Origin of the sequence: Nonomuraea sp. B10E15, from assembly GCF_039871615.1 — a bacterium.
Lineage (GTDB): Bacteria > Actinomycetota > Actinomycetes > Streptosporangiales > Streptosporangiaceae > Nonomuraea.
Map to the genome: position 1 here is coordinate 199,071 of NZ_JBDPMB010000014.1, position 26,208 is coordinate 225,278.

The following is a 26,208-nucleotide window of genomic DNA, read 5'->3' on the forward strand; positions in this document are numbered from 1 at the left end:
GGCCACAGGTCTTTTGATTCGACTTTCGATCCCTTTCGCGGAGAACGATGTTCGGGGCGAAAAAATTTGGCAACGCTCCGAACCTTCCTTCCTCGGGCGCATCTAACCCATATGTACGGCGACCATAAAGAAAAAGAGACCCGGAAGGGCATTCACAGATGCGATCGAAGCTGGCCACCCTTTTCCTCGCCACGCTCACCGCCGGCGGCTGCGTGCTCGCCGGCGCCTCACCCGCCTCGGCCACGTCGTACTACGGCAAGAGCAAATGGATCAGCGCCGAGAAGGGCTGGCAGCACGCGGGCGTGTACGTCGAGCCCGGTGACATGATCCGGACCCGCTACGCCGGCGGCCGGTGGACGGTCGACCACCGCAAGTTCCCCTACGTGTCCTCGGCCGGCTACCCCAGGCACATCGACCGCAGGATCTACCAGCCATGCAAGATCCTCAGCAGGCACCCGCACGGCTCGATGATCGCGAAGATCAACGGAGACCTCTACAGGGTCGGCAGCAGGGGCTTGATCCGGGCCCGCGAAGCGGGCTTCCTCCAGCTGCGCGTCAACGACGCCGACGGTTGCCTCCGCGACAACGACGGCTCCGTCCGCATGAAGATCACAGTCTCCGACCACTGAGAGCTGCCGACGGCGATGAGGTGATACGCCTCCCGCAGAAGAGCGCGCAGGGCTCCATCTGACTGCGCCAGACACATCGAACAGGCACCGGTTCCGGCCGGTGCCTGTTCGTTTTCTGCCGGTCTGGCGCTGCTGAGCCGGGGGGACGTGGTCGGAGCGCGTCAGCGGGCGGCGTTCTCCAGAAGTTTCAGGGCGTACTTCTGCAGGTCAGGTCCTGCCTTCTCCGGGCTGCCGGTGTCGAAGGGCGGCTCCGGGTCGTACTCCACGGCCAGTTGGAGCGCCTGCGCCGTCCTGTCGTCGGTGAGTTTGGACGCCAGATGCAGGGCCATGTCGATGCCGGCGGACACTCCACCGGCCGTGATGATCTTGCCGGACTCGACGAAGCGGCCAGGCGCGGGCAGGGCGCCGAACGTGGTCTCCAGGTAGTCCCGTGACGCCCAGTACGTGGTGGCGGGCACGCCGCGCAGCAACCCGGCGGCGCCCAGGATCAACGCGCCCGTGCACACGGAAACCGTCCAGGTCGTGCCCTTGTGCAGGCGGCGTACCCAGTCAACGGTCTCCTCGTCCTCCATCGCGGCGATGACCCCGCGGTTGCCGGCGCCCGGCACGAGCAGCACGTCCGCCTGCCGCACCTGGCGCAGCGTGCGGTCGGCGACCAGGCCGAGCACGCCGGTGTCGGTGCGCACCGCGCCCTTTCTTTTGGCCACGGTCACCACGGAGGTGTCCGGCACCCGGCACAACACCTCGTACGGGCCCACCGCGTCCAGCGCGGTGATGCCGTCGTACAGCAGGATCGCCACCCGCCGGCCGCGCGGCGGCGCTGCGGCCGCCGCCGGTGCGGGCGCCTGCAGGCCCAGCAGCCCGACGCCGCCGACGGCCGCCGCTTTCAGAGCGGTTCTTCTGTTCATGGTTCATCTCTTCCTGGGAGCTGTGATGTGTCAGGAGGCGCGCACGCCACAGACGGCCGCGACGGCGGCCGGGTGCGGCGGCGGGAGGACCCGCGGACAACACGAATGATCATCACGCGGTCGTCGCCGGCCGGGTCCGGTCTCCAGGGGGTCCCCTGAGCACGAGAACGTGGCGCAGGAACAGCCGGATGCGCGCGCTCTCGTCCGGGCGCGCCCGCGTGATCGTTCGTGGCGCGCCGGACACGCATCCGGCCGTCAGGAAGTACAGGACCAGCAGCGGGCGCAGCACCCATCCGGTCAGCTGTCGCACCAGGGAGCACAGTGCAGGATCACCTGCGAGGCGGCCGTCGCGGGCAGGATGGAGGCGAGTGTGCGTTCGCGTCCGGTCAGGGCCAGCGCGGGCGGCAGGAGGAGCAGGAAACCGCCCAGCGCCGCCGCCGAGTCGAAGGAGCCTCCGCCGGCCAGGTGTCCGAGCGTGGCCAGGACGGCGCACGTGGCAGCGAAACTCGCCGCGCGCACCCACCGCACCACGGAGAACGGACCCATCGTGGCCAGATCCTTCCACATGGTCGCCGCGCTCCCGGATCAGGGCCGACGTACATTGGCCGCGCCCGCCGGCGGCACGACCGCTCCCGATGGGCGGGAAGAGTTCGGGTCCGGTGGTAATCGAGGGACGGCTGGCGGGACTACTGGGTGTGGACGATCCCCAAGAGCGATTCACCATGCTGTACGACCGGCACTACCGGAATGTGCTGGGCTATGTGCTGCTCCGAGTCGAGCAGAACGTGGCCGAGGACGTGTGCAGCGAGACATTCCTCGTGGCCTGGCGCCGGCTCGACGAACTGCCCGAGCAGGTGCTGCCGTGGTTGCTCGGTGTTGCCCGCAACAAACTCGCCAAGCAGCGCGAGGTGCGGTACCGGCGCAACAACCTGGTCGAGCGGATCGCCGTGCTGACCAGTGAGCGGGAGCACGTCGCCTGGGATGTCGCCGAGCACGTGGTGGACCGGGAGCAGGCCATCTCCGCTTTGCGCGCCCTTCCCGAGAAGGACGTGGAGGCGATGATCCTGGCCACCTGGTACGGCCTGACGCCCGATCAGGCCGCGACGGTCATGGGCTGCTCGGCGCGAGCGTTCAACGTCCGGCTGCACCGGGCGCGCAAGCGGCTCAACGGCAGGCTGCGCCAGGAGGTGGAGGCCGCGCGACGACCGGTGCGACCGACCTGCAGCCGCTTCGCCGAGGAGAGCTGACGTCCGCAGGATCCACCCGTAGGGGGAAGACATGACCGATCGTATGTTCGCTCGGCTCAGGCCCGATGAGCTGGACGAACGTGCCGAGGCGAGCTACCGCCGGCGCCGCCGCGAGGACCTCGCCAGAACGTTTCGCAGCACCAGGAACCCGACACCCACGTGGAGAGCGATCATGGCTCGCCGTCCCATGTTCCTCCTGGCCACCGGCGCGGTCGCCGCGGTCGCCGCCGGAGCGGTCGTCGTCTCCACAGGCGTGCTGTCCGGCGCGCCCGCCGGTGACACCCCGCCGGTGGCGGCGGACCCTTCGCGCACCCCGCGGAGCACGACCGGCGACACAGGGGCGTCGCCGGCCACCCGGATCGACGCCCGGTCCTTCCTGCTCGCCGCCGCGGACACCGCGCTGCGTGAGACCGCCACGTCCGGCGACTACTGGTACGTCCGCCGGCGGACGACGCATCCCACCTTCCACTGGCCCGAGAAGTTCTGGGCCGGGGCGGAGAAGCTCCGGCACCAGGAGCAGGCGGAGGTCGACAGGACCGGCGCGGAGGACGACGAGCTGGTGGCGATCAACGAGAAGTACAACAAGAAGCTGGAGCAGCTGTGGAAGAGCATCTACCCCGACGGGCCGCCGTACAAGGCGTACATCGTCGAGACCGAGGAGCGGTGGCGGCCGAAGCGGACGGCCGGCACCCACCGCGTGAAGAGAGCGGACCGCGAGGTCGTCTTCCCCTCGCCGCAGGACGAGGCCGAGTGGAGGGAGCAGGGTTCGCCGAAGCTGCTGGAGGACAGACCCAAGAGCGTCGACGACAACCTGCCGCGGCCGCTGTCGATCCCCAACATGGACATCACCATGCAGAACGTCGGCGAACTGCCCACGTCGAAGAAGGCGCTGGCCGGCCGCCTGCGCGCCCAGTTCGCGAAGCTGCCGGACCCAGACAAGGAGTTCGACCTCCACCTGTGGCAGACCACCGTCGATCTCATGACCGCCCCCACCACTCCCGGCACCCGGGCGGCCCTCTTCCGTATCCTCGCCGACCAGCCCGACATCATCTCGAACGGCGAGGTCGAGGACGCCGCCGGGCGTGAGGGGGTCAGCCTGGCGGTCAAGAGCGACGACGGGTACGAGTTCCAGCTGATCGTCAACAAGGACACGGCGGAGCTGCTGGAGTACGCGGTGACCGAGAAGAGCGAGGACACGACGCGGGTGACCTTCGAGGAGTTCGGCTGGACCGACAAGCTGGGCCGCCGCCCGCAACGCTGACCGGCTCCGCGCGGGCCGACGAAGATGGCCGAAGATGACGCGGTGACCGGAACGGCGGGAAGGCCTTGCCGAGGCGTAGGCGGCCTCCGCCGCCCACGAGTTCAGGAGCGGCACGCTGTTCCGGACCTGAACTCGCGCGGCGACACGCCATAGGCCGTGCGGAAGGCCCGGCTGAAGTCCCCTGGCTGGCCGAACCCCCAGCGGGCAGCGATCTCGTAGATCGGCACGTCGGCCATTGCGGCGTCGGCGAGGTCACGGCGTATGCGCCCGAGGCGCTGGTCGCGGATCCACGCCGAGACCGTGTCGCCCTGCTCCTGGAACAGTCGGTGGAGGTAGCTGACCGAGATGTAGTTCGCCGCCGCGACCGTCCGCGGGCTGAGCTCGGGGTCATGCAGATGGCGCTGCATGTAGGCGCGTAGGCGCAGGCTCAGGGCCTCCCGTTGAGAGCTCGACCGTGGGTCATGTTCGGATTCGAGTGGTCCGGACAGACACGCGGCCACGAGATCCACCAGCACCACCCCGAGCCGTTGCCGGTCCGCCGGGCTGAGCGACAGTTTCTCGTCGGACAGGTCGTCGATGAACTGTTTGAGCAGCCCGCCCATGCCGCCGTCGGCGGACACGCCGTGCCCAAGGAGAGCAGCCATCGCGTCCCCGCGTAGTGGCAGCAGCGGCTTCGGGACGGTGAGCATGACCAACTCCAGATGGTCACGTCCGTCGGCCTGCAGGTTCATCTCCTCCAACCCGGCGAGGTCGAGCGCGTAGATATCGCCGACGGTCACGGTGTCGCGCAGCCCCGACCAGGTCGCGTTCACGGTGCCGTGCTGCGGCACGATGAGATGGACCACGTCGTCATGTTCGGTGCCCGCCCGGCACGGCTCGCGTTGAGCCGTCAACGGATGAAACCTCTTCACCTCCAGCCCGGCCACGCCGAGATCGAGCATGCGTGCGCCGGCGCAGAGATCCCCTCTGTCGATCTCACGACTCATAACCGCGCCGGCGCCCCAGTCTCTCAAGGTCGTCACACGCGAACGAGACATTTGCTCTCCGTTCACCCGTATCCTCATTTCCCAAGGCAGGGCAGAAGTCAGCGTTACCGGCGTATTCCAGGATGTCCAGCGCAGAGAATCGCCGAGATCTCAGCGCAGCATCCACAATTTCGATCGCGAGGTTCCTCCCAGTTGTGAGATCAGCGGATCGGGACGTTCGCTTTCGCGGCGGCCGCGACGTGGGCCGTATGGGTGATGTCGGCTGAGACGACGGTGAGTGCGTGGTCGCCGACGTCGTGTTCGCGGAGCCACGTGCGCAGGGTGTCCCCGCGGGCAGGTCCGCCACGGACGGCCGCAGCGACGTCGTAACGGCAGTAGAGCCAGAGACCTCCAGGCTCAGGTGGTGGGTATGTCGCGTCGGGTGAATCCGGCCAGGCCGACCGCGACGAGGGCCGCCGCGACGACGGTCATGACGATGAGTGGCGTGGCCGTCATGACCCCGCCGGGAAGTTTCGGTACGTGCTCGAAGACCGACAGGTTGATGACCCACTGGTCGAGCTGCAACTCCAGGCCGACCCAGCCGAACAGCAGGCTCACCATGGCCACCGCGAACGTGCCGGCGACCCGCCGGGGCAGCAGCCCGAACAGGGCGAGCGCGACCCCGGTGAACACCCATACGACAGGGAGTTGCACGAGAGCGGCGGCCAGGAGGCGGGACAGCTCGCGGGCGACGTTGCCCGTGTTGAGGCCGTGCGCCAGACCGGCGGCCGTCCCGAAGGCGATCAACCCGAGCGCCGGGCCGAGCAGTATGAACACGAAGTGGCTGCCTGCCCAGCGCAGCCGACGCACCGGGGTGGCCAGCAAGGGCTCGGCCCGCCCGTCGCGCTCCTCGTCTCTGAGCAGCAGCGCGGCCTGGATGGCGAAGCCGACGCTGACCAGGCAGAGCATGGTCATCATGGGGGCGAGGAACTGGTCGACGAGCGTGCCGGGACCGCCGAGCCGGGCCAGCGCCTCTCGGGCCGCGGCGCCGCTGTTGTCCATCAGCGTCCCGAGACTCGCCGACATCGCGCCCCCCACGAGCCCGACCACGGCGAGTCCGGCGATCCTGCTGATCAGCGGGCCGCGGTGCAGCCGCCAGGCCAGCGCCAGCGGGCTGCTCAGGCGAGGTCCGGCGGCGGCCGGGCCCCGGCGGGCGTGGAACATGCCGGCGCCGAGGTCGCGCCGCTCCGACAGTGCCACGCCCAGCACGATCAGGGCCACCACCGCGCCGGCCGCGAGCGCGAGGATCCACCAGCGCTCTCCGGAGTAGGGCCGCAGCGCCTCCGCCCAGCCGAGCGGTGTCAGCCACGACACCCATGCGGGCCCGCCACCGGACTGCGCGGCGATGTCGCCGACACCTCGCAGGATGAGTGCGGCACCGAGCACGCTGATCCCGATGGCCCGCGCGCCGCCCGCGCCCGTCGTGAGCTGCGCGGTCACGGCGCCGATCGCCGCGAACACGCAGCCGGCCATCGTGAACCCGAGCCCCAGCGCCAGGGAACCGGCGGCGGGCAGGCCCTGGCCGATCAGCGCCAGCGCCGATGCCACACCAAGGACGAGGACGGCCCCGCAGGTGACGATCAGAGTGGCGGCCAGGTCGGCATGCCGCGACAACGCGGTGGCTCCTACCAGTTCGCGTCGCCCGGCCTCCTCTTCTGTACGCGTGTGCCGGATGACCGTGAGCAGCGCGAACAGCGCGACCATGAACGTCACGAACCCCGACCGCCACGAGACGAGCTCGCCGAGGCTGGAGCCGTTCAGCACGCCGTACACGACGGTGAAAGCCCTGGTGTGGACGCTGGTCTCGTAGTAGTGCTGGCGGGCCTCGGCCGTCGGGTACGCCCCGGTGAACGCGCCGACGAACACCACCGGGATCGCGCAGATGAGGGCCACCCACAGCGGTAGCAGCACACGATCGCGCCGCAGCACCAGGCGGATGAGCTTTCCCGTGCCGGCGAACGCGTTCATCGCCCTGCCTCCGCGTGCCGGCCCTTGACGTTCGCGGTCGCGCGGTCGTAGTGCCGCAGGAACAGCTCCTCCAGCGTCGGAGGCCGGCTGACGAGGCTGAGCACGCCGGCCTGGGTGAGGTGGCGAAGCGCGTGGTCCAGCGCCGCGGCGTCGACGCTGAAGCGTACCCGGCAGCCGTCGGCGCGCAGGTCGTGCACGCCCGGCAGGCCGGCCAACCCGTCCGGTGGGGTGGCCAGCTCGGCGTCGATGGAGGTGCGGGTGAAGTGCCGCAGCTCGGCCATGGTGCCGGTCTCGACGGTGCGGCCGTCGCGGATGATGGTGATCCGGTCGCAGAGCGCCTCGACCTCGGAGAGGATGTGGCTGGACAGTAGTACCGTACGGTCATCCGCGTGTCGCACCTCCTGGACCGTCTGCCGGAAGACCTCCTCCATCAACGGGTCCAAACCGGAGGTGGGCTCATCGAGGATGAGCAGCTCGGCGTCGGAGGCCAGCGCCGCGACCAGGGCCACCTTCTGCCGGTTGCCCTTGGAGTAGGTGCGGCCCTTCTTACGCGGATCGAGGTCGAAGCGCTCGATCAGCTCGTCACGGCGCCGCCGGTCGAGCCCGCCGCGCAGCCGGCCGAGCAGGTCGATGGCCTCGCCGCCGGACAGGCCGGGCCACAGGGTGACGTCGCCGGGCACGTAGGCCAGGCGGCGGTGCAGCTCAGCGGTCTGTGTCCAGGGGTCGCCCCCGAGCAGCCGGGCGGTACCCGCGTCGAGGCGCATCAGGCCCAGCAGGATCCGGATCGTGGTGCTCTTGCCCGCGCCGTTGGGCCCGAGGAAGCCGTGCACCTCGCCAGTCCGTACGGCGAGGTCGAGGCCGTTCAGTGCCCGTGCCGGGCCGAACGACTTGACCAGTCCGGCCATGGAAATGGCATCGGTCGCAGTCATCATGGGTGTCCTTGTGTGGTGGTGATGCGGAGAGGACTAGAGGTCGTCTCCCGGCTGGGCGTCCCAGACGGTCTGGGCGGCTTTGAGCATGGTGTCGTCGGTGTACAAGCCGTGGGTGTAGATCTCGAGCATGGGCAGCCCGATGCGCCGCAGCACGTCAGGGCCCATCCGTTCGAAGCCGAGCGCGCGGGTCAGGGGCGGCGCCATGGTGAGCGTGGCCAGGCTCACCAGCACGGTGAGCACGGCCAGCGCCCGCACGTCGGAGGACTGGCGCATCGAGCCGCTGGCGATCCCGTCCAGGAAGATCTGCTCGGTCTCCTCCACCAGCGTGTTGACGAACGTGCTGGCCGCGGAGGAGTCGTCCTCGATCGCGCGCACCATGTACTGGACATGGAGGCGGTACTCCTCCGAGTGCGACAGATGTTCCTCGGACAGATCGCGCACGCCGACGGGGTCAGCCGCGGTCCGGGCTCTCCGCACCAGAATCTGCAGGACATGCTCGTCGCAGACACTCCGCAGGTTGTCCTTGCTGCCGAAGTGCCGGATGACCAGGGCGGCGCTCACCCCTGCGGTGGCCGCGATGGCGCGCAGGTTCGTCTTCTGGAAGCCGTCGCGGGCGAAGTGCTCGATGGCGGCGTTACGGATCTTGGCTTGGGCGGTCAGATCCGCCGAAGGTGCTGAACACACGTTTACTATAGTAAACGTGTGTTCAGTGGCGTGGCAACCGGGGTCCTGGCGTCGTTCCACCGGCTCTCAGCAGGCGGTGGTGGCCCGGCTGTCGTAGTCCGGCAACGGGTCGGTGTTCTTGGGGCTCATGACGCGTTCGATGCCCGCCAGAGAGTCCAGGAGCGGTGACCGGGCGATGGCGTTCCTGATGCGGGCGCCGAGTCGGCTCTTGGGAATCATGAGCCGGAGGTTGGGGCCGACCTGTTGCATGCGCCGGACGGCATTTCGGAAACCGTCCTCGTATCGGCGGAAGGCGATCTCGTGGTCGCCGTCGGCGGTGGCGAGCTCGCCTGCCAGGCGGTAGGCGCCGACCATGGCCAGCCGGGCGCCGCAGCCCGACACCGGGGAAGCGCAGTAGGCGGCGTCGCCGACCAGAGCGATGCGGCCCGACGACCAAGAGGGCATACGAACCTGTGCGAGCGAGTCGACGTACAGGTCGGGGTCGGCCAGGGCCCGGTCGAGCAGCGCGGGCACATGCCAGCCGAGGCCGGTGAATGCCTCGCGCAGGAGGTCCTTGTGCCGGTCGATGTCGCGGTGGTCGTAGAGGAGCGGTTCGCGACGGTTGAACATGAAGTTGGCCTTGGCGCCCGTGTGGTTGCCCGAGCGATAGACGCCGGCCATCCTGCCTGGCTCGTTGTAGGCCGTGACCCAGCGGTTCTCGCCCAGGGCGGGATCGGCGTCGGCGAAGGCGAAGTAGTGGCCCAGGTACCGCAGGAACCGCGTCTCCGACCCGAAGGCGAGGCGGCGGACCGTGGAGTGAATGCCGTCGGCGCCGACGACCAGGTTGAACCTGCGCGGGGATCCGTGCTCGAAGGTGACCGCGACGCTGTCATCGTCCTGGCGCAGGCTCTGGATGGAGTCGCCGAAGACGTATTCGACGCCACGTTCGGCGGCCGCGTGCAGGATGGCCGCCAGATCGGCGCGCATGATCTCGACTTCGTCGCCTCTGGCCCGCAAATCCATCCGGGCCAGGGGCTCGCCGCTGGCGTCCAGGAACGCCATACCCACTACGTCGGCCCTTGCCGCTCTGACGCGTGGCATGACCCCCATCCGCTCGGCCACCTCGATGGCCTGGTCGCGGACATCGACGCCATTGCCGCCGGCGCGCAGACGCGAGGAGCGCTCGATCACTGTGGGTTCGAAGCCGCGCCTGCTCAGCCAGTGCGCGAGGGTGAGCCCGGCGATGCTCGCGCCGGAGATCAGGATGCGCCGGCTCATCGGAGCGTCACCGTCATCCGACGGGGAGTGCCCGTCGCCCGCAGCCTCCGGGCGAGCGTGTCGATGTCGTGCCGGTCGGCGCGTTCGCGTGTCTCGTCGAGCCGTACGCCGGCGGCGGAATCAGGGGCGGTGAGCAGTGCTTGCATGGGCCCTCCCCAGGCACATAAATTACTGAAATGGGCATTCCAGTTAATGATGTGGAAGGGGCATTCCAGATGTCAACACCGAAGGCGGTCGAGGGCCAGCCGCGCCGGGCGGACGCCGTACGCAACCGGCGCCTTGCCCTGGAGGCCGCCAAAACGCTGCTCGCCCGGCCCGGGACGACTCTCAAAGTGGAGACCATCGCCCGCCAGGCCGGGTTGGGGGCCGCAACGGTCGTACGAGCCTTCGGCACCAAGGACGCGCTCATTGACGCGGCCGTCACCGACCTGCTCGGCCCTCTCCTTCGACGAGCCCAGGAGGCGCTGGCCGAAGACGACCCGGGCGCGGCGCTGCGCGGTTTCCTGCTCGAACTGATCAACTTTCAAGCGGCCCACTGGATCATGAGCGAACAGCTCGAAGGCCTGCAGGTCCCCTTGACCACCTTGCGGCGCGCCGAACTCCGCAACACGTTGCACGACCTGATCGGCCGGGCGCAGGATGCCGGAGCGATCAGAGCCGACCTTCACCCGGCCGTCACCACGGTGTTGCTGGGCGAGGCGGCCTACGCGATCGCACGCTCGAACGAGAGCTCCCCGGAACTGGCCGCCGGCTTCGTCACGGTCATGATGGACGGCCTGCGCCCACAACCTTCGGCACCTCATGCCCCATGACCAGGGAATCCTCGTTGCTCGCGTTCCAGATGCGGGCCGCTTCTCTCATGGCGTCGCACCTCCTCGTGAACCGCGGTCAGAAGGTGGCGATCGGGTTGACCGGGCTCCCGGACGTACCGGCGAAGCGGACCGGCGCGACTGCGAGGTGGAAGTCCCACTGGCCGAACTCGGCGGCCGTCGCCGCGCACGTCTCCAGGTCGCAGTTGTCGAGCATCCACAGACCCATCGCGACGAGGCTCACCGCGTGAACCGGCATCAACACGTCTTCGTACCCCGATGGCTGGACGTCCTGGGGGGTGTCGGCGCCGATCAGCGCGACCTCCCGTTCATGCAGCCACGGCAGGCAGGACGCGTGCCACCCGGCCTGCGTGAAACCGCTGACCGCGCCGGTCTCGTGCCGGACGCGGCCGTAGCCGGTCCGCAGGAGCACCGCATCGCCGGATCGTACCCGCACACCCTGGCGACGCTCGGCCTCCTCGAGATCGTCGGGGAACACACCCTGTCCCGGTTCCAGCCACGGCACATCCCGCACGCTCGCAACGTCCAGCAGGACACCACGCGTGATGATGCCGTTCGCGGCCGCCGTGACGGACGCCCACGCCGATCCCGTCGCGGCGTCGACCAGCGAGTGCGACCGCCCGTTGTACATCGTGCCGTCCCAGAAGATGTGGCACGGCGAGTCGATGTGGGTGAGGGTGTTGCCGTGGAACGTGACGCCGATCCGCTCGGACGAGAAGCCCCACCGCCGGTCGGCGTGGAATGCGGCCACCGGCATGTTCTCGGCCCCCGGCATGTCGGCGGCGCACGGGCACGTCGTCGTCGACCGCTCCATCTCCTCCGGTACGGCAACCTCCCATGCGCACGACACGCTCCTGCCGTGGCGCACGGCTCGCGCCGCCGCCAGCCGGACGTCGTCGGTGATGTGGTTCAGGGTGCCGAGCTCGTCGTCGTCGCCCCACCGTCCCCAGTTCGACAGCGTGTCGAAGTAGCCGAGCACGTCGTCCTGTGTGGGCATCGGTCGCTCTGCCGTCATCCCAGCATCGACTCCTCCGGTCACGTGGTTCGAGGCGCCGCAGGCAGGGTATCCCGCCCTCTCCTTTGACACGACCTCGCCACGGCCGTCGACAACACCGAACCTCACGCGACAAGCACGTGGCCGGGCCGAAGGACGATCAGGAGGGATGCCGCAGGTCGTAGGCGATGTGCCTGACCGCGTTGTGCAGGACCCGCACGCGCAGCTCGTCGGCGCGGGGCAGCGACAGGTTCACGGCCACCGCGGTCGCCGCCTCGGCCGCCGTCATGGGCTCGTCGTGGAGGGCTTCGGCCAGCACGAACGTGGCGTCGGCCATCGATTCCAGCCGACCCGCTTCTTCGGCGCTTCCCGGAGAGTGTTCGTGGCGCAGGCGGCCGGCGCGGCGCCTGGCCTCGGTGACGCGCTCCAGCAGCCGCGTCTGCAGGGCCTCCCTCCGGGCGGTGTCCTGTTCGCCGCGCGCCGCCACCTCGCGTGCCAGGCCGTCCTCCAGGGCGGCCATCGGGAGCACGGTGGCCACCACCATCTCGACGATGTCCGGCGCGCAGGCGGCCGAGGGGCCGGCCAGGATCCGGGCGAACGCCGGCTCGTCCATGAAGGGCATCCGCGGGTTCAGGCACGAGGCGGGCACGAGAGCGTCCGGGCGCGGATCGGCCAGGGGGAAGACGAGCTGCGGCGCGCGCAGCCAGTCCGGCGTGAGCGTCCGCCCGCTGATCAGTTCGCCGAGCGCGAGGCTGCGTGCCTTGCGCGCTTGCGTCGGCAGCCCGCCGTCCAGGCCGATCTGGGACAGCAGGGGGTCGAGCGCGTGCGGGTCGTCGCCGGTGCGCTCGCCCGGGTTCACGAGATCGAACGTGGTCAGCATCCGCCCGCCGGCGGCATAGGCGACGGCGCTGTCCATCTCGGCGTTCCAGTAGACGCTCAAGGCCCGCCCCGAGCGTGACAGGCGCGTCAGCACCTCTTTCCTGCTGCCTTCGAACCCCCGCGGTTCGAGCGCGACCACCCACCCGTCCGCGAGGGTGAGCTGCAGCAGCTCACCCTGATCCCGATACTCCTCCTCGAGCTCCTCGAGCTCGTCAGGATCAGCCCACAGCCCGCCCGCCGGGTCGGCGCCGAAGTCCCCGGCCACCGCCCCCAGGTCGTTCCCCTGGCACCAGGTCAGGCAGAGCTCCCTCGGCAGCCCGGCCTTCAGCAGCAAGGCGAAGTGCTCATCAACGGGATCCACACGCCGCTCCTCGAAGTCGCGCCACGATGATGCCGGATCACAACGTGTTCGCCAGTATCGCGCTCCGGAGCGGGCCGGCATGAGCCCGGAAGTCAGGACCCCTGCGGCGGGAGCGGTGCGGAAGCTAGGGGCGCCGGCGGCTGGTCAGGGGTCTCCTCCAGCCGCTGATACGCGGCTTCGATCACATCGTCGGCGTCGATGGACGCCTCCAGCAGCGTCATGCCCCGGTCGGTGCGTCTGGTCACGGCCCGCCGCCAGCGATCAAGGTTCTCCCTGCTGAGTTCGAGGAACCGGCGGGCCGGTATCGACAGCGGGGAGGTCGAGGTGATGGCGTAGATCGCCCGTACGGCCAGCGGTTCGATCATGCGCAGGCTCGCTCCCCTGCGTCGAGCGTCCAGGGCCTGGCGCATCGGCAGGACAGCGGCTCCTGCGCCGGCGATGATCAGTGGCACCAGTCCGGCGGGTTCGCTGACGTCGACGACGACGGTGGGCTCGACGCCGATGGAGTCGAGGTAGGCACGCCCGAACCCCCGATCGACGATCATGGGCAGGCCGTCGAGCAGGGCGGCCGGGATCGGGTCGGGGAACTCGGCGCGCCAACTGGGCGGCAGGGCCAGCACGACCTCGCCCTCCCCGATGCGGAAGCAGTCGATTCCCTGCCGGGACACGGGCGCGACCGCGTAGGCGAGCTCGGCCTCGCCCGACCTGATCAGGTGCACGATCTCGTCGGTGTCGCCGTCGTGCTGCTTGAGCCGGACCGTGAACCCGGGATGTTGGCGGCGGAAGTGACCTACCCACGCGGCCAGGAAGTTGGACGTGAGGGAGGTGGAGATCGCCAGGTCGACCCGTCCGCGTTCGAGCCCCCGGTAACCCTCGGCGACCTGGCGGGCATGGTGCAGGTCACGGACGACCTGGCGGGCCGGCCCGACAAGCGCCTCACCGGCCGGGGCGAGCACCAGTCCGCGCCCGACCCGGCGGAACAGTTCCACGCCGAGGTCGCTCTCCAGGCGGCGGATGATCTGCGACAGGGACGGCTGTGCCAGGTAGAGCGCGGAGGCGGCCCGGGTGATGCTGCCCTGGTCGACGACGGCGAGGAAGCATTCGAGCTCGCGGACGTTCATGGTGCGATCCAATGTGCGCCCTGCTCACCAGGTCAAGCGCCGCGCCAGCCGGGCCCGCCCGAGTCGGCCCCGGCGTGGGGCACCGTCTTGTCCGCCTCGACGGTGACTCCGTCGAGGGTGAAGGGCAGTGATGGAACGGTGTAGCGGTCACCGTCCGGCCCGACCCCCGTGGTCAGGACTCCGCAGGCAAGCACGTCCGGCGCCTCGGCCACGTCGTGGTAGGTGCGCACCTCCGCGGCGACGATGCCGTGGTCGGCCAGCATCGCGAGGCACTCCTCCGTTCGCAGGACGCCGATGGCCTGCGAGATCTCCGCCAGGAGCGCCTCCCGATTGGCGACCCGGGCGGGGTTGTCGGCGAAGCGCGGGTCGTCGAGCATCCACTTCCTGTCGATGAGCCGGCACAGCCGCGCGAAGTGGTCGGCGGTGTAGGCCGACAACACGATGGTCCCGTCGGCGGTGCGTACGAGGTCGGCGGCGGGAGCGACGGTCGCCTGGCCGTTTCCCTTGCGCCGCGGCTCCTGGCCGGAGGCGTGCCATTCGCCCCACATCGCCGACTGAAGGTGGATCGCGGCATCCAGCAGCGAGACCTCGGCGACCCCGCCCTCGCCGGTGCGCTCCCGGCGGAGGAGCGCGGCGAGGACGACCTGGACGACCGCGTAGCTGGCGGCGACATCGGCGATGGGGAAGCCGACCCGGAGCGGATCACCGTCGAGCTCGCCGTTGATCGACATCAGTCCGCTCTCGGCCTGCGCGGCGATGTCGAGGCCGGCCCGGTTCGCCGAGGGGCCTCGGGAGCTGAAACCGCGGATCGAGACGTAGATGAGCCTGGGGTTGGCCGGCCGCAGGTCGTCGGGGCCGAGACCGAGGCGGGCCAGTGCGTCGGCCCGCAGGTTCTGCACGACGACGTCCGCCTCCGCGATCAGGCCCAGGGCGGTCTCCCTGTCGCCGGCCTGCTTGAGGTCGAGCACGATCGAGCGCTTGCCGCGGTTGTAGGCCAGGACGATGCCCTCGCCGTAGGCGCCGATGCCGCGTGCCTGGTCGCCGGCGGGCGGCTCGATCTTGATGACCTCGGCGCCGAGGTCGGACAGCATCTGCGTCGCCGCGGGTGCGGCGATGTAGTGGCCGAACTCGACGACGCGAACTCCCGCGAGAGGGGGGATCATGCCACTCCTACTCTCCGGTGAACACCGGTCTGCGCTTTTCCAGGAAGGCTTGGGCGGCCCGCCGCGCATCGCCGCTGCGGGCACAGTCGACCATACGGGGCACCTCCCGCCGCAGGTATTCGGGCAGCGTGGCCGTTCCGGCGTCCGCCAGGTTCTGCTTGGCGTAGCGCATCGCCTTCGGTGCCTGCGCGGCGAGCTTGCCGGCCAGCGACCCGATCCGTGCCGCCAGATCGGTCGTGGTCTCGGTCACGAGTCCCAGGTCGGCCGCCTCGGCGGCGGTGAGCTTGACCGGGTCGAGCAGCAGCGCCCGCGCGCGGGCGCCGCCCACCGCGCGGGTCAGCAGCCAGGCGCTGCCCAGATCACCGGACACCGCGGCGCTGATGAACGCGGTGTTGAACACCGCCTCCCGCGCCGCGAGCCGGAAGTCGGCGGCGAGCGCGAGGCAGAGCCCCGCACCGGCGCAGGCGCCGTTGACGGCGGCGATCGTCGGCGAGGGGAAGTGCACGAGCGTCTCCACGATGGCCGAGGCCCGGCTCAGCCGTTCGCGGTCGTCGGCCACCGAACGTCCGCGCAGCGTGCGCGTCTCCTGGTCCTGGACACTGTCCGACCCGACCCGCGCGAGGTCGGCGCCGACGCAGAAGTCGTCGCCCGCACCCGTGAGGACGAGGACGCGCAGGTCCTGTTCGGAACCGGCCCGCTCGATGGCGGCGAGCAGGTCCTGCACGAGGTGCCAGGAGATCGCGTTGCGGCGCTCCGGCCGGTTGAGGGTCACCGTGCCGACCCCGTCGCGCAGCTGGAACAGCACGGTTCCCGAGCCGATCGCCGTCCCGCTCACCGGGGGAGGCCCAGCAGGTCGCGGGCGATGATCGTGCGCTGGATCTGCGCGGTGCCGCCGGCGATCCGCTGGCCGCGTACGTGCAGGTGGCGCCAGCGGAGATGGCTGAGATGCCCGCCGTCGGCGCTCAGCTGGCCGTCCGCACCGAGGACGTCGGCGCCCAGATCGGCGATCGCCAACCTGGTCCGTGACCACAGCAGCTTGGTGACCGAGGCGCCGGCGCCCAGGTCCTGACCCCGCGCCACGCGGGTCATCGCGTCGTAGCCGCGAACGCGGAGCAGCTCCAGGTCGGCCCGGCAGCGTGCGATCCGTGTCCGGATCGCAGGGTGTTCGATGGCCGGGCGGCCGTCTTTCCTGGTGTGCCGGGCCGCGGCGATCACGTCGTCGAGCTCGTGGCTGAACTCCACGTACTGGCTGATCGGCGAGGCGTTCCGCTCGACCGAGAGCAGGTAGCGGGCCACGGCCCAGCCGTCGCCGATCCGGCCGACCACGTTGCCGTCGACGGGCACGCGTACCTCGTCGAAGAACTCCTCCCCGAACTCGTGCGAGCCGGACATCTGACGGATCGGGCGCACGTGCACCCCCGGCAGCGTCAAGTCGATCAGCAGAAAGGTGATGCCGCGACGTCGTTCCGCCTTCGGATCGGTGCGGACGAGGGCGAACATCGCATCGGCGTGGCGCGCCAGCGAGGTCCAGGTCTTCTGGCCGGAGACCACCAGGACGTCGCCGTCACGCCGGGCGGTGGTCGAGAGGCCGGCGAGGTCACTGCCGCTCTCCGGTTCGGAGAACCCCTGGCACCAGATCGTGTCGCCGGACAGGATCCGCGGCAGGATCGTGCGTTTCTGCCCGTCGCTGCCGTAGCGCAGCAGCGTGGGGCCGAGCAGCGCGGTGCCGAGGTAGGTCAGGCCGAGGAAGGGGCCGATCGGCGCGCGGGCCCGCGCCATCTCCTCGTCGTGCACCGCCCGGATCTCGTGATCGGCTCCGCGCCCGCCGTGCTCGACGGGCCAGTCGACGCCGGCGAAGCCGTTGTCGAACCGGTCCTTCTCCCAACGGCGCCGCAGCTCCAGGGACTCCTCACTCCCGTCCCGGTCGATCCAGAAACGCGGCTGGCGCCACCTCGCCGGCACGGACTCCTCCAGCCACCGGCGGATCTCCCGCCGGAACCTCTCCGCCGCCGACGAGTATCGAAGATCCATGCCGTGCACCACTCCTTGTCCGATCCGGCCCTGCGCGCACGCCCATCCTGAGCACCGCCGTCCTGGAGCGTCAAAGAGCAAAACCCATGACCGACTCATTGCGAAATGCAATGAGTCGGGTTGATTTCACGTCTTTGACGTACTTCACACATGCACTGTGGACTGTGTGCCATTCGCGTAAGTGGACCGGTGACATGGACTTTGGGCTCAGTGAAGAGCAGGTGGCGATGGGCGACGCCGTACGGCGCTGGCTCGATCGCCACCTGGACCTGGCGCGCGTGGCGCAGCACGCCGACACGCCCTCCGCCGGGCTCGACGCCGGCCTGCGACGTGCGGCGGCAGACCTCAACTGGCTCGGGGTGACGGCCGCGCCGTCGGACGGCGGTCTCGGACTCGGGCTGCTCGACCTCGCCGTGGTCGCCGAGGCGCTGGGGGCCGGCCTCGCGCCGGCGGGCGTCGGAACGGCCATGGCAGCCTGCGACGTCCTCGCGACCTCGACCGACCCGGAGCAGCGGCGCCGCTGGCTCGCGCCGATGGTCGCGGGCGAGCTCGTCGGAGCGACCGCCCTGCGCGCTCCGGGCGGCTCGTGGAACCGCGACGGCATCGCCGTCACCGCCACCGCCGACGGCATGCTCAACGGCGACGCCGGAATCGTCGGCCATGCGGAGGACGCCGACATCATGCTGGTCGCCGCCATGTCGGCGAGCGGCCCCGCTGTGTTCGTCGTGGCGGCCGGACATCCCGGGGTGTCGATCCGCGCGGTCGAGCCCGTCGACCGGACCATGCGAGCGGCCCGGGTGACCGTGGCCGATGTGCCCGCCGAGCCGCTGAGCTGGGCGCACGACGACGTCTTCGAGCGCATCGTCCAGCGGCTGACCGTGCTGGTGAGCGCGGACCTCGTCGGCGCCGCGGGCACGGCGATGCGGATCACTCTTGATCACCTTCGCGGGCGGCGGCAGTTCGGCCGGGCGATCGGCGGCTTCCAGGCGATCCAGCACGAGCTGGCCGAGCTGCACGTCGCATGGACGACGATCACCGACGCGTTGTGGTACACCGCCCACGCCCACGACACCGGGCGCGACGACGCCGCGCTGATGACGTCGGTGGTCAAGAGCCGCGCCGCCGACCTGGCCCGCCGGATGTCGGCCGCGATGGTGCAGTTCCATGGCGCGATCGGCTTCACCTGGGAGCACAGCGCGCACCTGTTCTTCAAACGGCTCCACCGAGACGCCCACGACTTCGGCGACGACGGCTGGCACGACTCGATCGTCGCCACGGCCACCATCGGGCCGGGAACCCATCCTCCCCTGCCCCCTCCAGGAGGTGCCCCATGAGTATTCGTCCGGCCGGCAGGCGCGGCCGTGCGCCCGCGCTCCTCGCGGCCGTCGTACTCGTCGCCGCGGCATGCGGTGCGCCCGCGTCCCAGGGAGGCTATCCGACACGGGACATCCAGCTCATCGTGCCCTATCCAGCCGGAAGCGCCATCGACGCCACATCCCGTTCGCTGGTCGAGGTCGTCAACGACGAGGGCAAGCTCGGCCGGCGCGTCCAGGTGGTGAACAGGGAGGGCGGCGCGGGCTCGGTCGGCACCACGGCGACGCTGCGCGCCAAACCGGACGGGCACACGATCGGCCTCGTGCCGGACGGCCCGCTGACCTTGCTCCCGCGTACCGAGGAGGTCTCCTACGACCCGGTGGCGATCTCGGTGATCAGCGAGGTCACCACGTCGCCGGTGCTGTTCGTGGTTCCCGGCGACTCGCCGTACAAGAGCATCGGCGATCTGGTCGCAGCCGCCAAGGCCCGCCCAGGGGCCATCACGATCGCCGAGGGTCCGCTCAATTACGCCATCCCGGCCGGGAAGTTCGAGCAGCTGACGGGGACGCGGTTCAAGCACGTCAAGTTCGACGGCGACCAGGCGACCGTCACGGCCCTGCTCGGCGACAACGTCGAGGTGGGCGTCATGCAACTGGCCGGCGGGATGGCGCAGTTGAAGGCCGGGAAGCTCCGCGCGCTTGGGATCGCCTCCGCCGAGCCCGTCGAGCTCGCCCCCGAGATCCACACCTTCGCCCAGCAGGACGTCGCCCTGGAGTGGGAGGCGTACAACGTGTTGATCGCGCCGCGGGGACTGCCCGGCGACGTCCAGCGGAAACTGAGCGAGGTGTTCGGCTCGGCCGTCAAGAGCCAGAAGTTCGCCGAGGCAGCGCGGAAGCTGGGGCTGGTCGTCAGCGGGGCCGACGGTGAGACGGCCAAGGCGCGGCTGGCCGAGAAGACCGCGGAGGCGGCGAACCTGATCGCGCCGAAATGAGGGGAACGGGTCCTGTGCGAGGGATCGCCAAGCCGGATGCGATCGCCGCCGGGGCGCTGCTGGTGCTGGGCCTGCTGTACGGCGTGCTGGCCCTCGATGAGGGCCTGGGGACGTTGGCGGACAGCGGGGCGGGCTTCTTTCCCTTCGTCGTCGCGCTGGTGCTGGTCGCCGCCAGTGGCGTCGTCCTTCTACAGAGCCGCCGACGGACGCCGAGCGGCGTCACCCCACCGGAGGACGACGCGGAAGGCCAGGGCGACGGCGAGGTGCGCTGGTGGCGGATCGCCGGCGTGCTGGCCGCCGCCCTGCTGGTGCCGGCGGTGGGCGACACCGTGGGGATGATCGTGACGTTGGCGATCTCCCTGGTCCTGATGGCCAAGGTCATGGGGGTCTCCCGATGGAGCAGCGCCGTGATCTTCGGCTTCGCCTTCGGCGCGGCCACCTGGTTGATCTTCGTGCGCTGGCTGTCGGTCCCCCTGCCGGGCGGCACGCTCGGCCTGTTCTGAACGGAAGGACGCCCCGTGGGCGACGCGATCGACAACCTCGGCGCGGGCTTCGCCGCCTTCGCCGATCCGGCCTACGTCATCCTCGCGCTGGTCGGCGTGGTCCTCGGCACGATGGTCGGCGTGCTGCCCGGGATCGGGCCGATCGGCGCGATGTCGGTCCTGCTCGGGATGACCACGCAGTTAGGCCCGACAGGATCGCTGATCCTTTTCGCCGGCATCTATTTCGGCTCCACGTACGGTGGGTCGACGACCTCGATCCTGCTCAACGTACCCGGTGAGGCGTCGTCGGTGGTCACAGCGCTCGACGGCCACGAGATGACAAAACGGGGCAGAGCGGGGCCCGCGCTGACCATCGCGGCGCTCTCGTCGTTCCTGGCAGGCACCATCGCCATCTTCGGTCTCATGATGTCGGCGCCGTGGCTGAGCGGGCTGGCGGTCAAGCTCGGTCCGCCCGAATACCTGGCACTGTGCGTCGCGGGACTCCTGCTGCTGGCGGCGCTCGCCGACGGCTCCGTCGCGAAAGCGATCGTCATGATCTGCGCCGGCCTGGCGATCGGCACGGTCGGAATCGACCCGGCCGGCGGTGACCTGAGGTTCACCATGGGATCCGACACCCTGGCCGAGGGCTTCAGCTTCATCGCCCTGGTCATGGGGGCCTTCGGCGTGGCGGAAGCGCTCACGATGGTCGGCCGGCGCCGGCGCCCGAAGCCCGTCAAGGCCCCACGGCTCAGGGAACTCCTGCCCAGCGGGCAGGAGGCCCGCCAGGCGGCTCCGGCGGCGGTGCGAGGCTCGGTGATCGGCTTCCTGCTGGGACTGGTGCCCGGCCCCGCCGCCGTGCTGTCGACGTTCGCCTCCTACGTCGTCGAGCGGAAGATCTCCAGGAACCCTGACAAGTTCGGCAAGGGCGCCGTCGAGGGGGTGTCCGGCCCTGAGGCGGCCAACAACGCCGCGGCCGGCGCGGCGTTCGTTCCGCTGCTGGCGCTCGGGATCCCGTTCGCGCCGACCATGGCACTCGTACTCGCAGCCCTGCTGCTCAACGGCATCGTTCCCGGCCCGACGTTCGTCGAGGACCAGCCCGACCTGTTCTGGACCGTGATCGCCGCGATGTACATCGCCAACCTGATGCTGCTGGTGCTCAACCTTCCGCTGGTGGGACTCTTCACCCGCCTGCTGTCCATCCCGCCGCAGACGTTGATGCCGCTCGTGATCGGCCTGTGCGTCGTTGGCGTGTACGCCGAGAACAACTCGATGTTCGACGTCGTGGTCATGCTGGTCGCGGGACTGCTCGGATTCATGCTGCGCCGGGCAGGGTTCAGCATGGCGCCCTTCGTGCTGGCAGTCGTCCTCCAGCCCACGCTCGAAGTCTCGCTGCGCCAGACCCTGGCCTACTCTGACGGAAACCCCGGATACGTCCTCGGACGGCCCGTCACGATGGTGATCCTCGGCCTCGTCGTCCTGGCCGTGATCGTGTCGGCGCGGCGAGCGCTCCTCGCGCGAAGGGACACGGGGCAACGCCCCGCTCCGGTCACGGACCAGCGCACGCCCACACCCGGCGGGTGACCGTTGACCCCGCTCTGCCATGGACGTCGTCGTTCCCAAGCGTGCGCCGCACAGGTGCCCAGGAACAACTCGGCTCAGTCCGGATCCTCCCATATCAGCCGGCGGTGCCGGCGGTTCAGCCAGTCGCTGTCGAGACGCTCACCTGTCATCCGCGCGCAAACTGCGAGAGCAGACGCTTTCACAAGAAGATCGTTTTCGGTGAACTCCAGGCCGTCGACATATGGATCCAGCTCGCTGCTCTCGATGGCCGACCTGTGCGAATAATCCCAAAGTCGAAGGTCTGCGACCATCTGGGAGCGTACGACGTAGCTCAGATTGTACGTTCCGTGACCGCATAACACGCTGATCGCTCGGTCGAACCGTGACAGGCGCTGCAACACGTGCCAGAGATTTCCCTTGTAGCCGTCGGGCTCCACGGTTACTACCCACTCGCCCAGTTCGCCCACGATGGCCGCGCATCCGATGCCGGCGGCCTCGAACGCCTCGTAGCTCTCCTCAACCGCTTCGGGGTAAGTGAGGTAGCGGCCGGTGTCGAGGTCGTCGAAGGCTGTGGCCACCTCGTCGATGCTGATGCCATGGGAGAAAGTGATGCTCATGGATTCGGTGAACCACTCCGACACAATGTCGCGATAATCAGTATCGATGTCATGCATCGCGACTTCGATCCGTCCGAGCGGTGCCGCCAGATCCAGAAGCTGGTCCTGATTGTTTCGTCATCGCGGTGTGGTGACGATCGCTCCTTCGGCCAGTTTCCGCAAGACGCTCGACGCCGGCCGCTTTCGCACAGGCATCAAGCAACTCGGCTAGCTGTTCACGAGCCGTGCCGGACACGGCATCCCCCTTTTCTTGCCGCGGAAGTAGCAGCTCCGCCTCCGGCCGGCCCGCGACCACGAGACACGGCCAGGCCACGCCGCAGCCATGCTCACCTCGACGGACGATCGCGGTTCCGGACCATGCTGGACGCGTAACCCAGCAGAGGAAGGAAGACTTCGTCGGTGACCGCGGCCAGGTCGGCGTCGGATGGCCGGATTCCGAAGACCACGAAGTCGTCCCGCAGCAGGCTGATCGGCAGGGTTATCACGCGTCGCGGCCAGGGGCCGGGTGAAATCTGACCGCGCTCGGCCGCGCGTTCCAGCACCGTGGACATGGCGTCCGACAGGGTGGAGCCGGCGATGAGGTCCCGCAATCGCTGCGCCAGCTGCGGGTCGTGAACCGTGTCCGCGATCAGTCCGGAGACCGTGTCGCGGCGGGTGTCGGCGAGGTTCGCCTGCGCCTGGCGCAACAGGGCCAGCACGTCGTCGCGCAGGTCGCCGGTGTCGGGGACCGGCACGTTGGCGAACCGGCTCCCCAGCGTGTCCAGCACCAGCTCGGGCAGGCTGCTCCAGCGGCGGTACAACACGGGTTTGCTGGTGCCGGCCCGGTTGGCGATGCCGCTCATGGTGGACTTCGCGTAACCCAGTTCGGCCAGTTCCTCGCGAGCCGCGTCCAGGATGGCGTTCTCGAGCTCGGCTCCCCGGCGGCGCGACATGGTCTCGACTGTGGACGGGTCCGTCCTCGGTGTGTTCGGCATCACAGCTCCCAAGAAACCTTGCGTTTCCTGATCGCCGAGCCTATCTTGTGAACAAGAAACCAATGGTTTCTTATTTCGAGAGGTGACATCATGACAATCTCCGCCGCTCAGACTCCTCCGGCGTTCCCGATGCCCCGCTCCTGCCCGTTCGGTCCGCCGCCGCAGTACGCGCAGGTCAGACAGGAGGCACCGATTTCGCGGGTGACCCTGCAGGACGGCACGCAAGCGTGGCTGATCACCGGGCACGCCTTCGCGCGGGAGTTCCTGTCCAGCAACAAGATCAGCTCGAACCGCGCGAACCCCGGCTTCCCGCAACTCGTTCCAGGGGTGGCCTCGGTGCCGCTGAAGGGCACGATCGTCGCCATGGACCCGCCGGAGCATTCCCAGCACCGGCGCATGATCACCAACGAGTTCACCGTCAGGCGGGTCAAGCAGATGCGGCCGGAGATCCAGCGGATCACCGACCGATCCATCGACGAGATGCTGGCCGGACCGCGGCCGGCCGACCTGGTGGAAGCCTTGTCGCTGCCGGTGCCGTCGCTGGTGATCTGCGAGCTGCTGGGAGTGCCCTACGTCGACCGCGGCCAATTCCAGAGCAGAACCAAGATCATTCTCAGTCGCAACTCGACAGGCGACCAGCGACGTGACACCGCACTGTGGTTGCGCCAGTACATCAACGACCTGGTCGCGGGCAAGGAGGCCGAGCCGGGCGAGGACCTGCTGAGCCGGCTCATCGACAAGTACCGCGACATCGACGCCTATGACCGCGAGACCATGACGGGAATCGGGCTGCTGCTGCTGGTCGGCGGTCACGAGACCACCGCCAACATGATCTCGCTGAGCGTGGCCTCGCTTCTGGACGATCCGAAACTGCTGGCCGGGTTGCGGGAGCGGCCCGAGCGGACCCCGCAACTGGTCGAAGAGCTGCTGCGGTTCCACTCCATCGTCGACAACGCCACCTCCCGGGTGGTCGTCGAGGATTTCGAACTCGACGGCATCGCCTTCCGCGCCGGCGACGGCGTCATCGTGGCGGCCGCGGCCGCCAGCCACGACCCGGACGTGTTCGCACGGCCGGATCAGATCGACGTCGACCGCGGTGCACGGCACCACCTGGCCTTCGGCTTCGGGATCCACCAGTGCCTCGGACAGAATCTCGCCCGGCTGGAGCTGGAGATCGTGCTGAACACGTTGTTCGCACGGATCCCGGACCTGGCGCTGGCGGACCCGGTAGAGCGCCTGCCGTTCAAGAGCGACGCGCTCGTCTACGGCATCCACCGGCTGCCGGTGACCTGGTAGACGAAGGAGACGCCGTAATGAAGATCACATGGAACGAGGAAAGATGCTGCGGTTCGGGCCAATGCGTGCTCGCCGCCCCAGACCTCTTCGATCAGCGAGAGGAGGACGGGCTCGCGGTTCTGTTGCATCCGTACCCTGAAGCGGAGCAACACGCATCCGCCCGGGAGGCAGCCCTGCTGTGTCCAGGACGGGCGATCTCGATCGAGGGATCACCGTAGTGGACAAGATCGTCATCGTGGGCGCGTCCGCGGCGGGCATCAGCGCCGCGGACGCCCTGCGACAACGTGGCTTCACCGGCCGGATCACCCTGTTGGGCAGCGAATCCCATCTGCCCTATGACCGCCCGCCGCTGTCCAAACAGTTGCTGTCCGGCCAGTGGGAGCCGGAACGGCTGCGGCTGCGCAGCGCCGAACAGCTGACAGAGCTGGACCTGAACCTGCGGTTGGGCGCCACCGCGACCGGCCTGGATCCCCACCGGCGGGAGATCGTGCTGGCCGAAGGCGAGCCGGTCGATTACGACGGCTTGATCATCGCCACCGGCGCGGCCCCGCGGCGGCTGCCCGGTGGCGATCTGGCCGGCGTGCACTATCTGCGCACTCTGGACGACGCGCTGGCCCTGCGATCCCGGATGCGACCGGAATCGCGAATGGTGGTCATCGGTGCCGGGTTCATCGGCGCCGAGGCCGCCGCGGTGGCCCGCGACATCGGCCTGCCGGTCACCATGGTCGATCCGGCCGCCGCGCCGATGCTGCGGGCGTTCGGCAAGTCCGTTGCGGAACTGCTGGCCGCACTCCATGTCGACAGGGGGGTGGACCTGCGGTGCGGCACCGGCGCCTCCTCGTTGATCTCCGAGCGGGGAGCGGTAACCGGCGTGGTGCTGGACACCGGCGAGCGGATACCCGCCGATGTGGTGGTCGTCGGCATCGGCGCGATTCCCAACACCGGCTGGCTGGCCGGCAGCGGGTTGCTGAGCGACGGGCGCCTCGACTGCGACGAGTACTGCGCGGTGGCGTCCGGCGTGTACGCGGCCGGGGACGTGGCGAGCTGGTTCAACCCGCTGTTCGGCACCCGGATGCGGGTGGAACACCGCACCAGCGCCGCCGAGCACGCGCGTGCCGCCGCGACCAATCTGCTGGCGGCACCGGCGGACCGACGTCCCTTCGCAAGCGTCCCGTACTTCTGGACCGACCAGTACGACCTGAAGGTGCAGGCCTGGGGCCACTTCGACGAATCCTGCGACCTAGCGGTGCGGCACGGCGATCTTTCCGAACGCAAGTTCGTGGCGGTGTACGGCCGCGACGGCCGGGTGGTCGGCGCCGTCGGAGCCGGCATGCCGAAGCAACTCCGGGAAGCCCGCAGCCTGATCGTCGAGAAGGCAGAGTTCCCCGGCTAAAGCTCGCCATTGGCTCGACTCTGTCGGGAATCGTCTCGGACGGTCGAGGCCAGCCGCTGGCGGCTCCGCCCGGACTTCACCCGGGGGACCTGTCGATCGGGGAGACCTGGAAGGCGATCGCCGCCTGTCACGGTGTCTCCCGCAGCGCCCCGGCAGCCCTGGTCGCTCTGTTCCAGGCCAGCAGCACCGGCACTCCCGCGACCAGCCCGGCGGCGCCGGCGATCGCCAGGCCGTGCTCCGGTCCGGCCGCTTCGACGAGGAGGCCGCCGAGCAGGATGCCCAGCCCCTGGG

The 26,208-nt window shown here is 69.6% G+C and carries 28 protein-coding genes; 11 read left to right on the top strand and 17 right to left on the bottom strand.

The features are described from left to right. The first annotated feature begins 158 nt into the window (after window positions 1-158). Window positions 159-629, top strand: a complete 471-nt coding sequence (locus tag ABGB14_RS32670; RefSeq protein ID WP_347647683.1) for a hypothetical protein — start codon at window positions 159-161, stop codon at window positions 627-629. 161 nt (window positions 630-790) lie between these two features. Here the strand turns inward: ABGB14_RS32670 and ABGB14_RS32675 are convergent, their stop codons facing one another. The 3 genes from ABGB14_RS32675 to ABGB14_RS32685 form a co-directional block, all read right to left on the bottom strand. Further along, window positions 791-1,537 (bottom strand): DJ-1/PfpI family protein, encoded by a 747-nt coding sequence (locus tag ABGB14_RS32675; protein ID WP_347647684.1) that lies wholly within the window; start codon window positions 1,535-1,537, stop codon window positions 791-793. 112 nt (window positions 1,538-1,649) lie between these two features. Next, window positions 1,650-1,847 carry a hypothetical protein gene (locus tag ABGB14_RS32680; RefSeq protein WP_347647685.1) on the bottom strand — a complete coding sequence of 66 codons (198 nt, stop codon included), beginning with the start codon at window positions 1,845-1,847 and terminating at the stop codon, window positions 1,650-1,652. Next, the gene (locus ABGB14_RS32685; protein ID WP_347647686.1) at window positions 1,835-2,104 is read right to left on the bottom strand and encodes a hypothetical protein; all 270 of its coding nucleotides are present in this window, start codon (window positions 2,102-2,104) and stop codon (window positions 1,835-1,837) included. Before ABGB14_RS32685 ends, ABGB14_RS32680 begins: the two co-directional genes overlap by 13 nt. A 128-nt stretch (window positions 2,105-2,232) precedes the next feature. Here ABGB14_RS32685 and ABGB14_RS32690 point away from each other — a divergent pair, with 128 nt between their 5' ends. Together ABGB14_RS32690 and ABGB14_RS32695 are read left to right on the top strand one after the other, a co-directional pair. Next, window positions 2,233-2,784 (top strand): sigma-70 family RNA polymerase sigma factor, encoded by a 552-nt coding sequence (locus ABGB14_RS32690; RefSeq protein ID WP_347647687.1) that lies wholly within the window; start codon window positions 2,233-2,235, stop codon window positions 2,782-2,784. A 31-nt stretch (window positions 2,785-2,815) separates the two neighbouring features. Beyond that, window positions 2,816-4,045, top strand: coding sequence for a hypothetical protein (locus ABGB14_RS32695; protein WP_347647688.1), 1,230 nt, complete (start codon window positions 2,816-2,818; stop codon window positions 4,043-4,045). Between the two features lie 101 nt (window positions 4,046-4,146). On the opposite strand, the gene ABGB14_RS32700 is transcribed toward ABGB14_RS32695, so the two are convergent. From ABGB14_RS32700 to ABGB14_RS32725, 6 genes are all read right to left on the bottom strand, one after another. Next, entirely contained in the window at window positions 4,147-4,986 is an 840-nt protein-coding gene (locus tag ABGB14_RS32700; protein ID WP_347647689.1) for a helix-turn-helix domain-containing protein, read from the bottom strand. Window positions 4,987-5,427: 441 nt separating this feature from the next. Beyond that, window positions 5,428-7,038, bottom strand: coding sequence for an ABC transporter permease (locus ABGB14_RS32705; RefSeq protein ID WP_347647690.1), 1,611 nt, complete (start codon window positions 7,036-7,038; stop codon window positions 5,428-5,430). Next, window positions 7,035-7,967 (bottom strand): ABC transporter ATP-binding protein, encoded by a 933-nt coding sequence (locus ABGB14_RS32710; protein WP_347647691.1) that lies wholly within the window; start codon window positions 7,965-7,967, stop codon window positions 7,035-7,037. The genes ABGB14_RS32705 and ABGB14_RS32710 overlap by 4 nt, the downstream gene beginning before the upstream one ends. Window positions 7,968-8,003: 36 nt before the next feature. Further along, a complete protein-coding gene (locus ABGB14_RS32715; RefSeq protein ID WP_347647692.1) occupies window positions 8,004-8,654 on the bottom strand; it encodes a TetR family transcriptional regulator in 651 nt (216 codons plus the stop codon). A 66-nt stretch (window positions 8,655-8,720) separates the two neighbouring features. Beyond that, window positions 8,721-9,911 carry an FAD-dependent monooxygenase gene (locus ABGB14_RS32720; protein ID WP_347647693.1) on the bottom strand — a complete coding sequence of 397 codons (1,191 nt, stop codon included), beginning with the start codon at window positions 9,909-9,911 and terminating at the stop codon, window positions 8,721-8,723. Next, window positions 9,908-10,057 carry a hypothetical protein gene (locus ABGB14_RS32725; protein WP_347647694.1) on the bottom strand — a complete coding sequence of 50 codons (150 nt, stop codon included), beginning with the start codon at window positions 10,055-10,057 and terminating at the stop codon, window positions 9,908-9,910. The genes ABGB14_RS32720 and ABGB14_RS32725 overlap by 4 nt, the downstream gene beginning before the upstream one ends. A 69-nt stretch (window positions 10,058-10,126) precedes the next feature. Between ABGB14_RS32725 and ABGB14_RS32730 the strand changes: the two genes are divergently transcribed. Further along, entirely contained in the window at window positions 10,127-10,723 is a 597-nt protein-coding gene (locus tag ABGB14_RS32730; RefSeq protein WP_347647695.1) for a TetR/AcrR family transcriptional regulator, read from the top strand. A 76-nt stretch (window positions 10,724-10,799) separates the two neighbouring features. On the opposite strand, the gene ABGB14_RS32735 is transcribed toward ABGB14_RS32730, so the two are convergent. The 6 genes from ABGB14_RS32735 to ABGB14_RS32760 form a co-directional block, all read right to left on the bottom strand. Continuing rightward, window positions 10,800-11,756: a cyclase family protein gene (locus ABGB14_RS32735; protein ID WP_347647696.1), complete on the bottom strand. Its 957-nt coding sequence runs from the start codon at window positions 11,754-11,756 to the stop codon at window positions 10,800-10,802. Between the two features lie 139 nt (window positions 11,757-11,895). Further along, a complete protein-coding gene (locus tag ABGB14_RS32740; protein WP_347647697.1) occupies window positions 11,896-12,975 on the bottom strand; it encodes a DUF6461 domain-containing protein in 1,080 nt (359 codons plus the stop codon). Window positions 12,976-13,067: 92 nt separating this feature from the next. Next, window positions 13,068-14,096, bottom strand: a complete 1,029-nt coding sequence (locus ABGB14_RS32745; RefSeq protein WP_347647698.1) for a LysR family transcriptional regulator — start codon at window positions 14,094-14,096, stop codon at window positions 13,068-13,070. Between the two features lie 32 nt (window positions 14,097-14,128). After that, window positions 14,129-15,259, bottom strand: a complete 1,131-nt coding sequence (locus ABGB14_RS32750) for a CoA transferase (protein WP_347647699.1) — start codon at window positions 15,257-15,259, stop codon at window positions 14,129-14,131. Between the two features lie 7 nt (window positions 15,260-15,266). Then, window positions 15,267-16,094, bottom strand: coding sequence for an enoyl-CoA hydratase-related protein (locus tag ABGB14_RS32755; RefSeq protein ID WP_347647700.1), 828 nt, complete (start codon window positions 16,092-16,094; stop codon window positions 15,267-15,269). Continuing rightward, window positions 16,091-17,290, bottom strand: a complete 1,200-nt coding sequence (locus ABGB14_RS32760; protein WP_347647701.1) for an acyl-CoA dehydrogenase family protein — start codon at window positions 17,288-17,290, stop codon at window positions 16,091-16,093. The genes ABGB14_RS32755 and ABGB14_RS32760 overlap by 4 nt, the downstream gene beginning before the upstream one ends. 194 nt (window positions 17,291-17,484) lie before the next feature. On the opposite strand from ABGB14_RS32760, the gene ABGB14_RS32765 reads away from it, so the two are divergent. Genes ABGB14_RS32765 through ABGB14_RS32780 form a run of 4 tightly spaced genes read left to right on the top strand, consistent with a single transcriptional unit; the run spans window position 17,485 to window position 21,658 of the window. Further along, entirely contained in the window at window positions 17,485-18,624 is a 1,140-nt protein-coding gene (locus ABGB14_RS32765) for an acyl-CoA dehydrogenase family protein (RefSeq protein WP_347647702.1), read from the top strand. Continuing rightward, a complete protein-coding gene (locus ABGB14_RS32770) occupies window positions 18,621-19,595 on the top strand; it encodes a tripartite tricarboxylate transporter substrate binding protein (protein WP_347647703.1) in 975 nt (324 codons plus the stop codon). Before ABGB14_RS32765 ends, ABGB14_RS32770 begins: the two co-directional genes overlap by 4 nt. A 14-nt stretch (window positions 19,596-19,609) precedes the next feature. Then, on the top strand, window positions 19,610-20,098 hold the full coding sequence (locus ABGB14_RS32775; RefSeq protein ID WP_347647704.1) for a tripartite tricarboxylate transporter TctB family protein: 489 nt from the start codon (window positions 19,610-19,612) through the stop codon (window positions 20,096-20,098). 15 nt (window positions 20,099-20,113) lie between these two features. Beyond that, on the top strand, window positions 20,114-21,658 hold the full coding sequence (locus ABGB14_RS32780) for a tripartite tricarboxylate transporter permease (RefSeq protein ID WP_347647705.1): 1,545 nt from the start codon (window positions 20,114-20,116) through the stop codon (window positions 21,656-21,658). 74 nt (window positions 21,659-21,732) lie between these two features. Here ABGB14_RS32780 and ABGB14_RS32785 read toward each other — a convergent pair whose 3' ends face one another. After that, on the bottom strand, window positions 21,733-22,311 hold the full coding sequence (locus tag ABGB14_RS32785) for a DUF6461 domain-containing protein (protein ID WP_347647706.1): 579 nt from the start codon (window positions 22,309-22,311) through the stop codon (window positions 21,733-21,735). Between the two features lie 269 nt (window positions 22,312-22,580). Continuing rightward, window positions 22,581-23,186: a TetR/AcrR family transcriptional regulator gene (locus ABGB14_RS32790; protein WP_347647707.1), complete on the bottom strand. Its 606-nt coding sequence runs from the start codon at window positions 23,184-23,186 to the stop codon at window positions 22,581-22,583. 132 nt (window positions 23,187-23,318) lie between these two features. Here ABGB14_RS32790 and ABGB14_RS32795 point away from each other — a divergent pair, with 132 nt between their 5' ends. From ABGB14_RS32795 to ABGB14_RS32805, 3 genes are read left to right on the top strand one after another with little or no spacing between them, the layout of a single operon-like run. Next, window positions 23,319-24,524 carry a cytochrome P450 gene (locus ABGB14_RS32795; protein ID WP_347647708.1) on the top strand — a complete coding sequence of 402 codons (1,206 nt, stop codon included), beginning with the start codon at window positions 23,319-23,321 and terminating at the stop codon, window positions 24,522-24,524. A gap of 17 nt (window positions 24,525-24,541) precedes the next feature. Continuing rightward, on the top strand, window positions 24,542-24,742 hold the full coding sequence (locus ABGB14_RS32800) for a ferredoxin (RefSeq protein ID WP_347647709.1): 201 nt from the start codon (window positions 24,542-24,544) through the stop codon (window positions 24,740-24,742). Next, window positions 24,742-25,917: an FAD-dependent oxidoreductase gene (locus ABGB14_RS32805; protein WP_347647710.1), complete on the top strand. Its 1,176-nt coding sequence runs from the start codon at window positions 24,742-24,744 to the stop codon at window positions 25,915-25,917. Before ABGB14_RS32800 ends, ABGB14_RS32805 begins: the two co-directional genes overlap by 1 nt. Window positions 25,918-26,208: the final 291 nt, after the last annotated feature.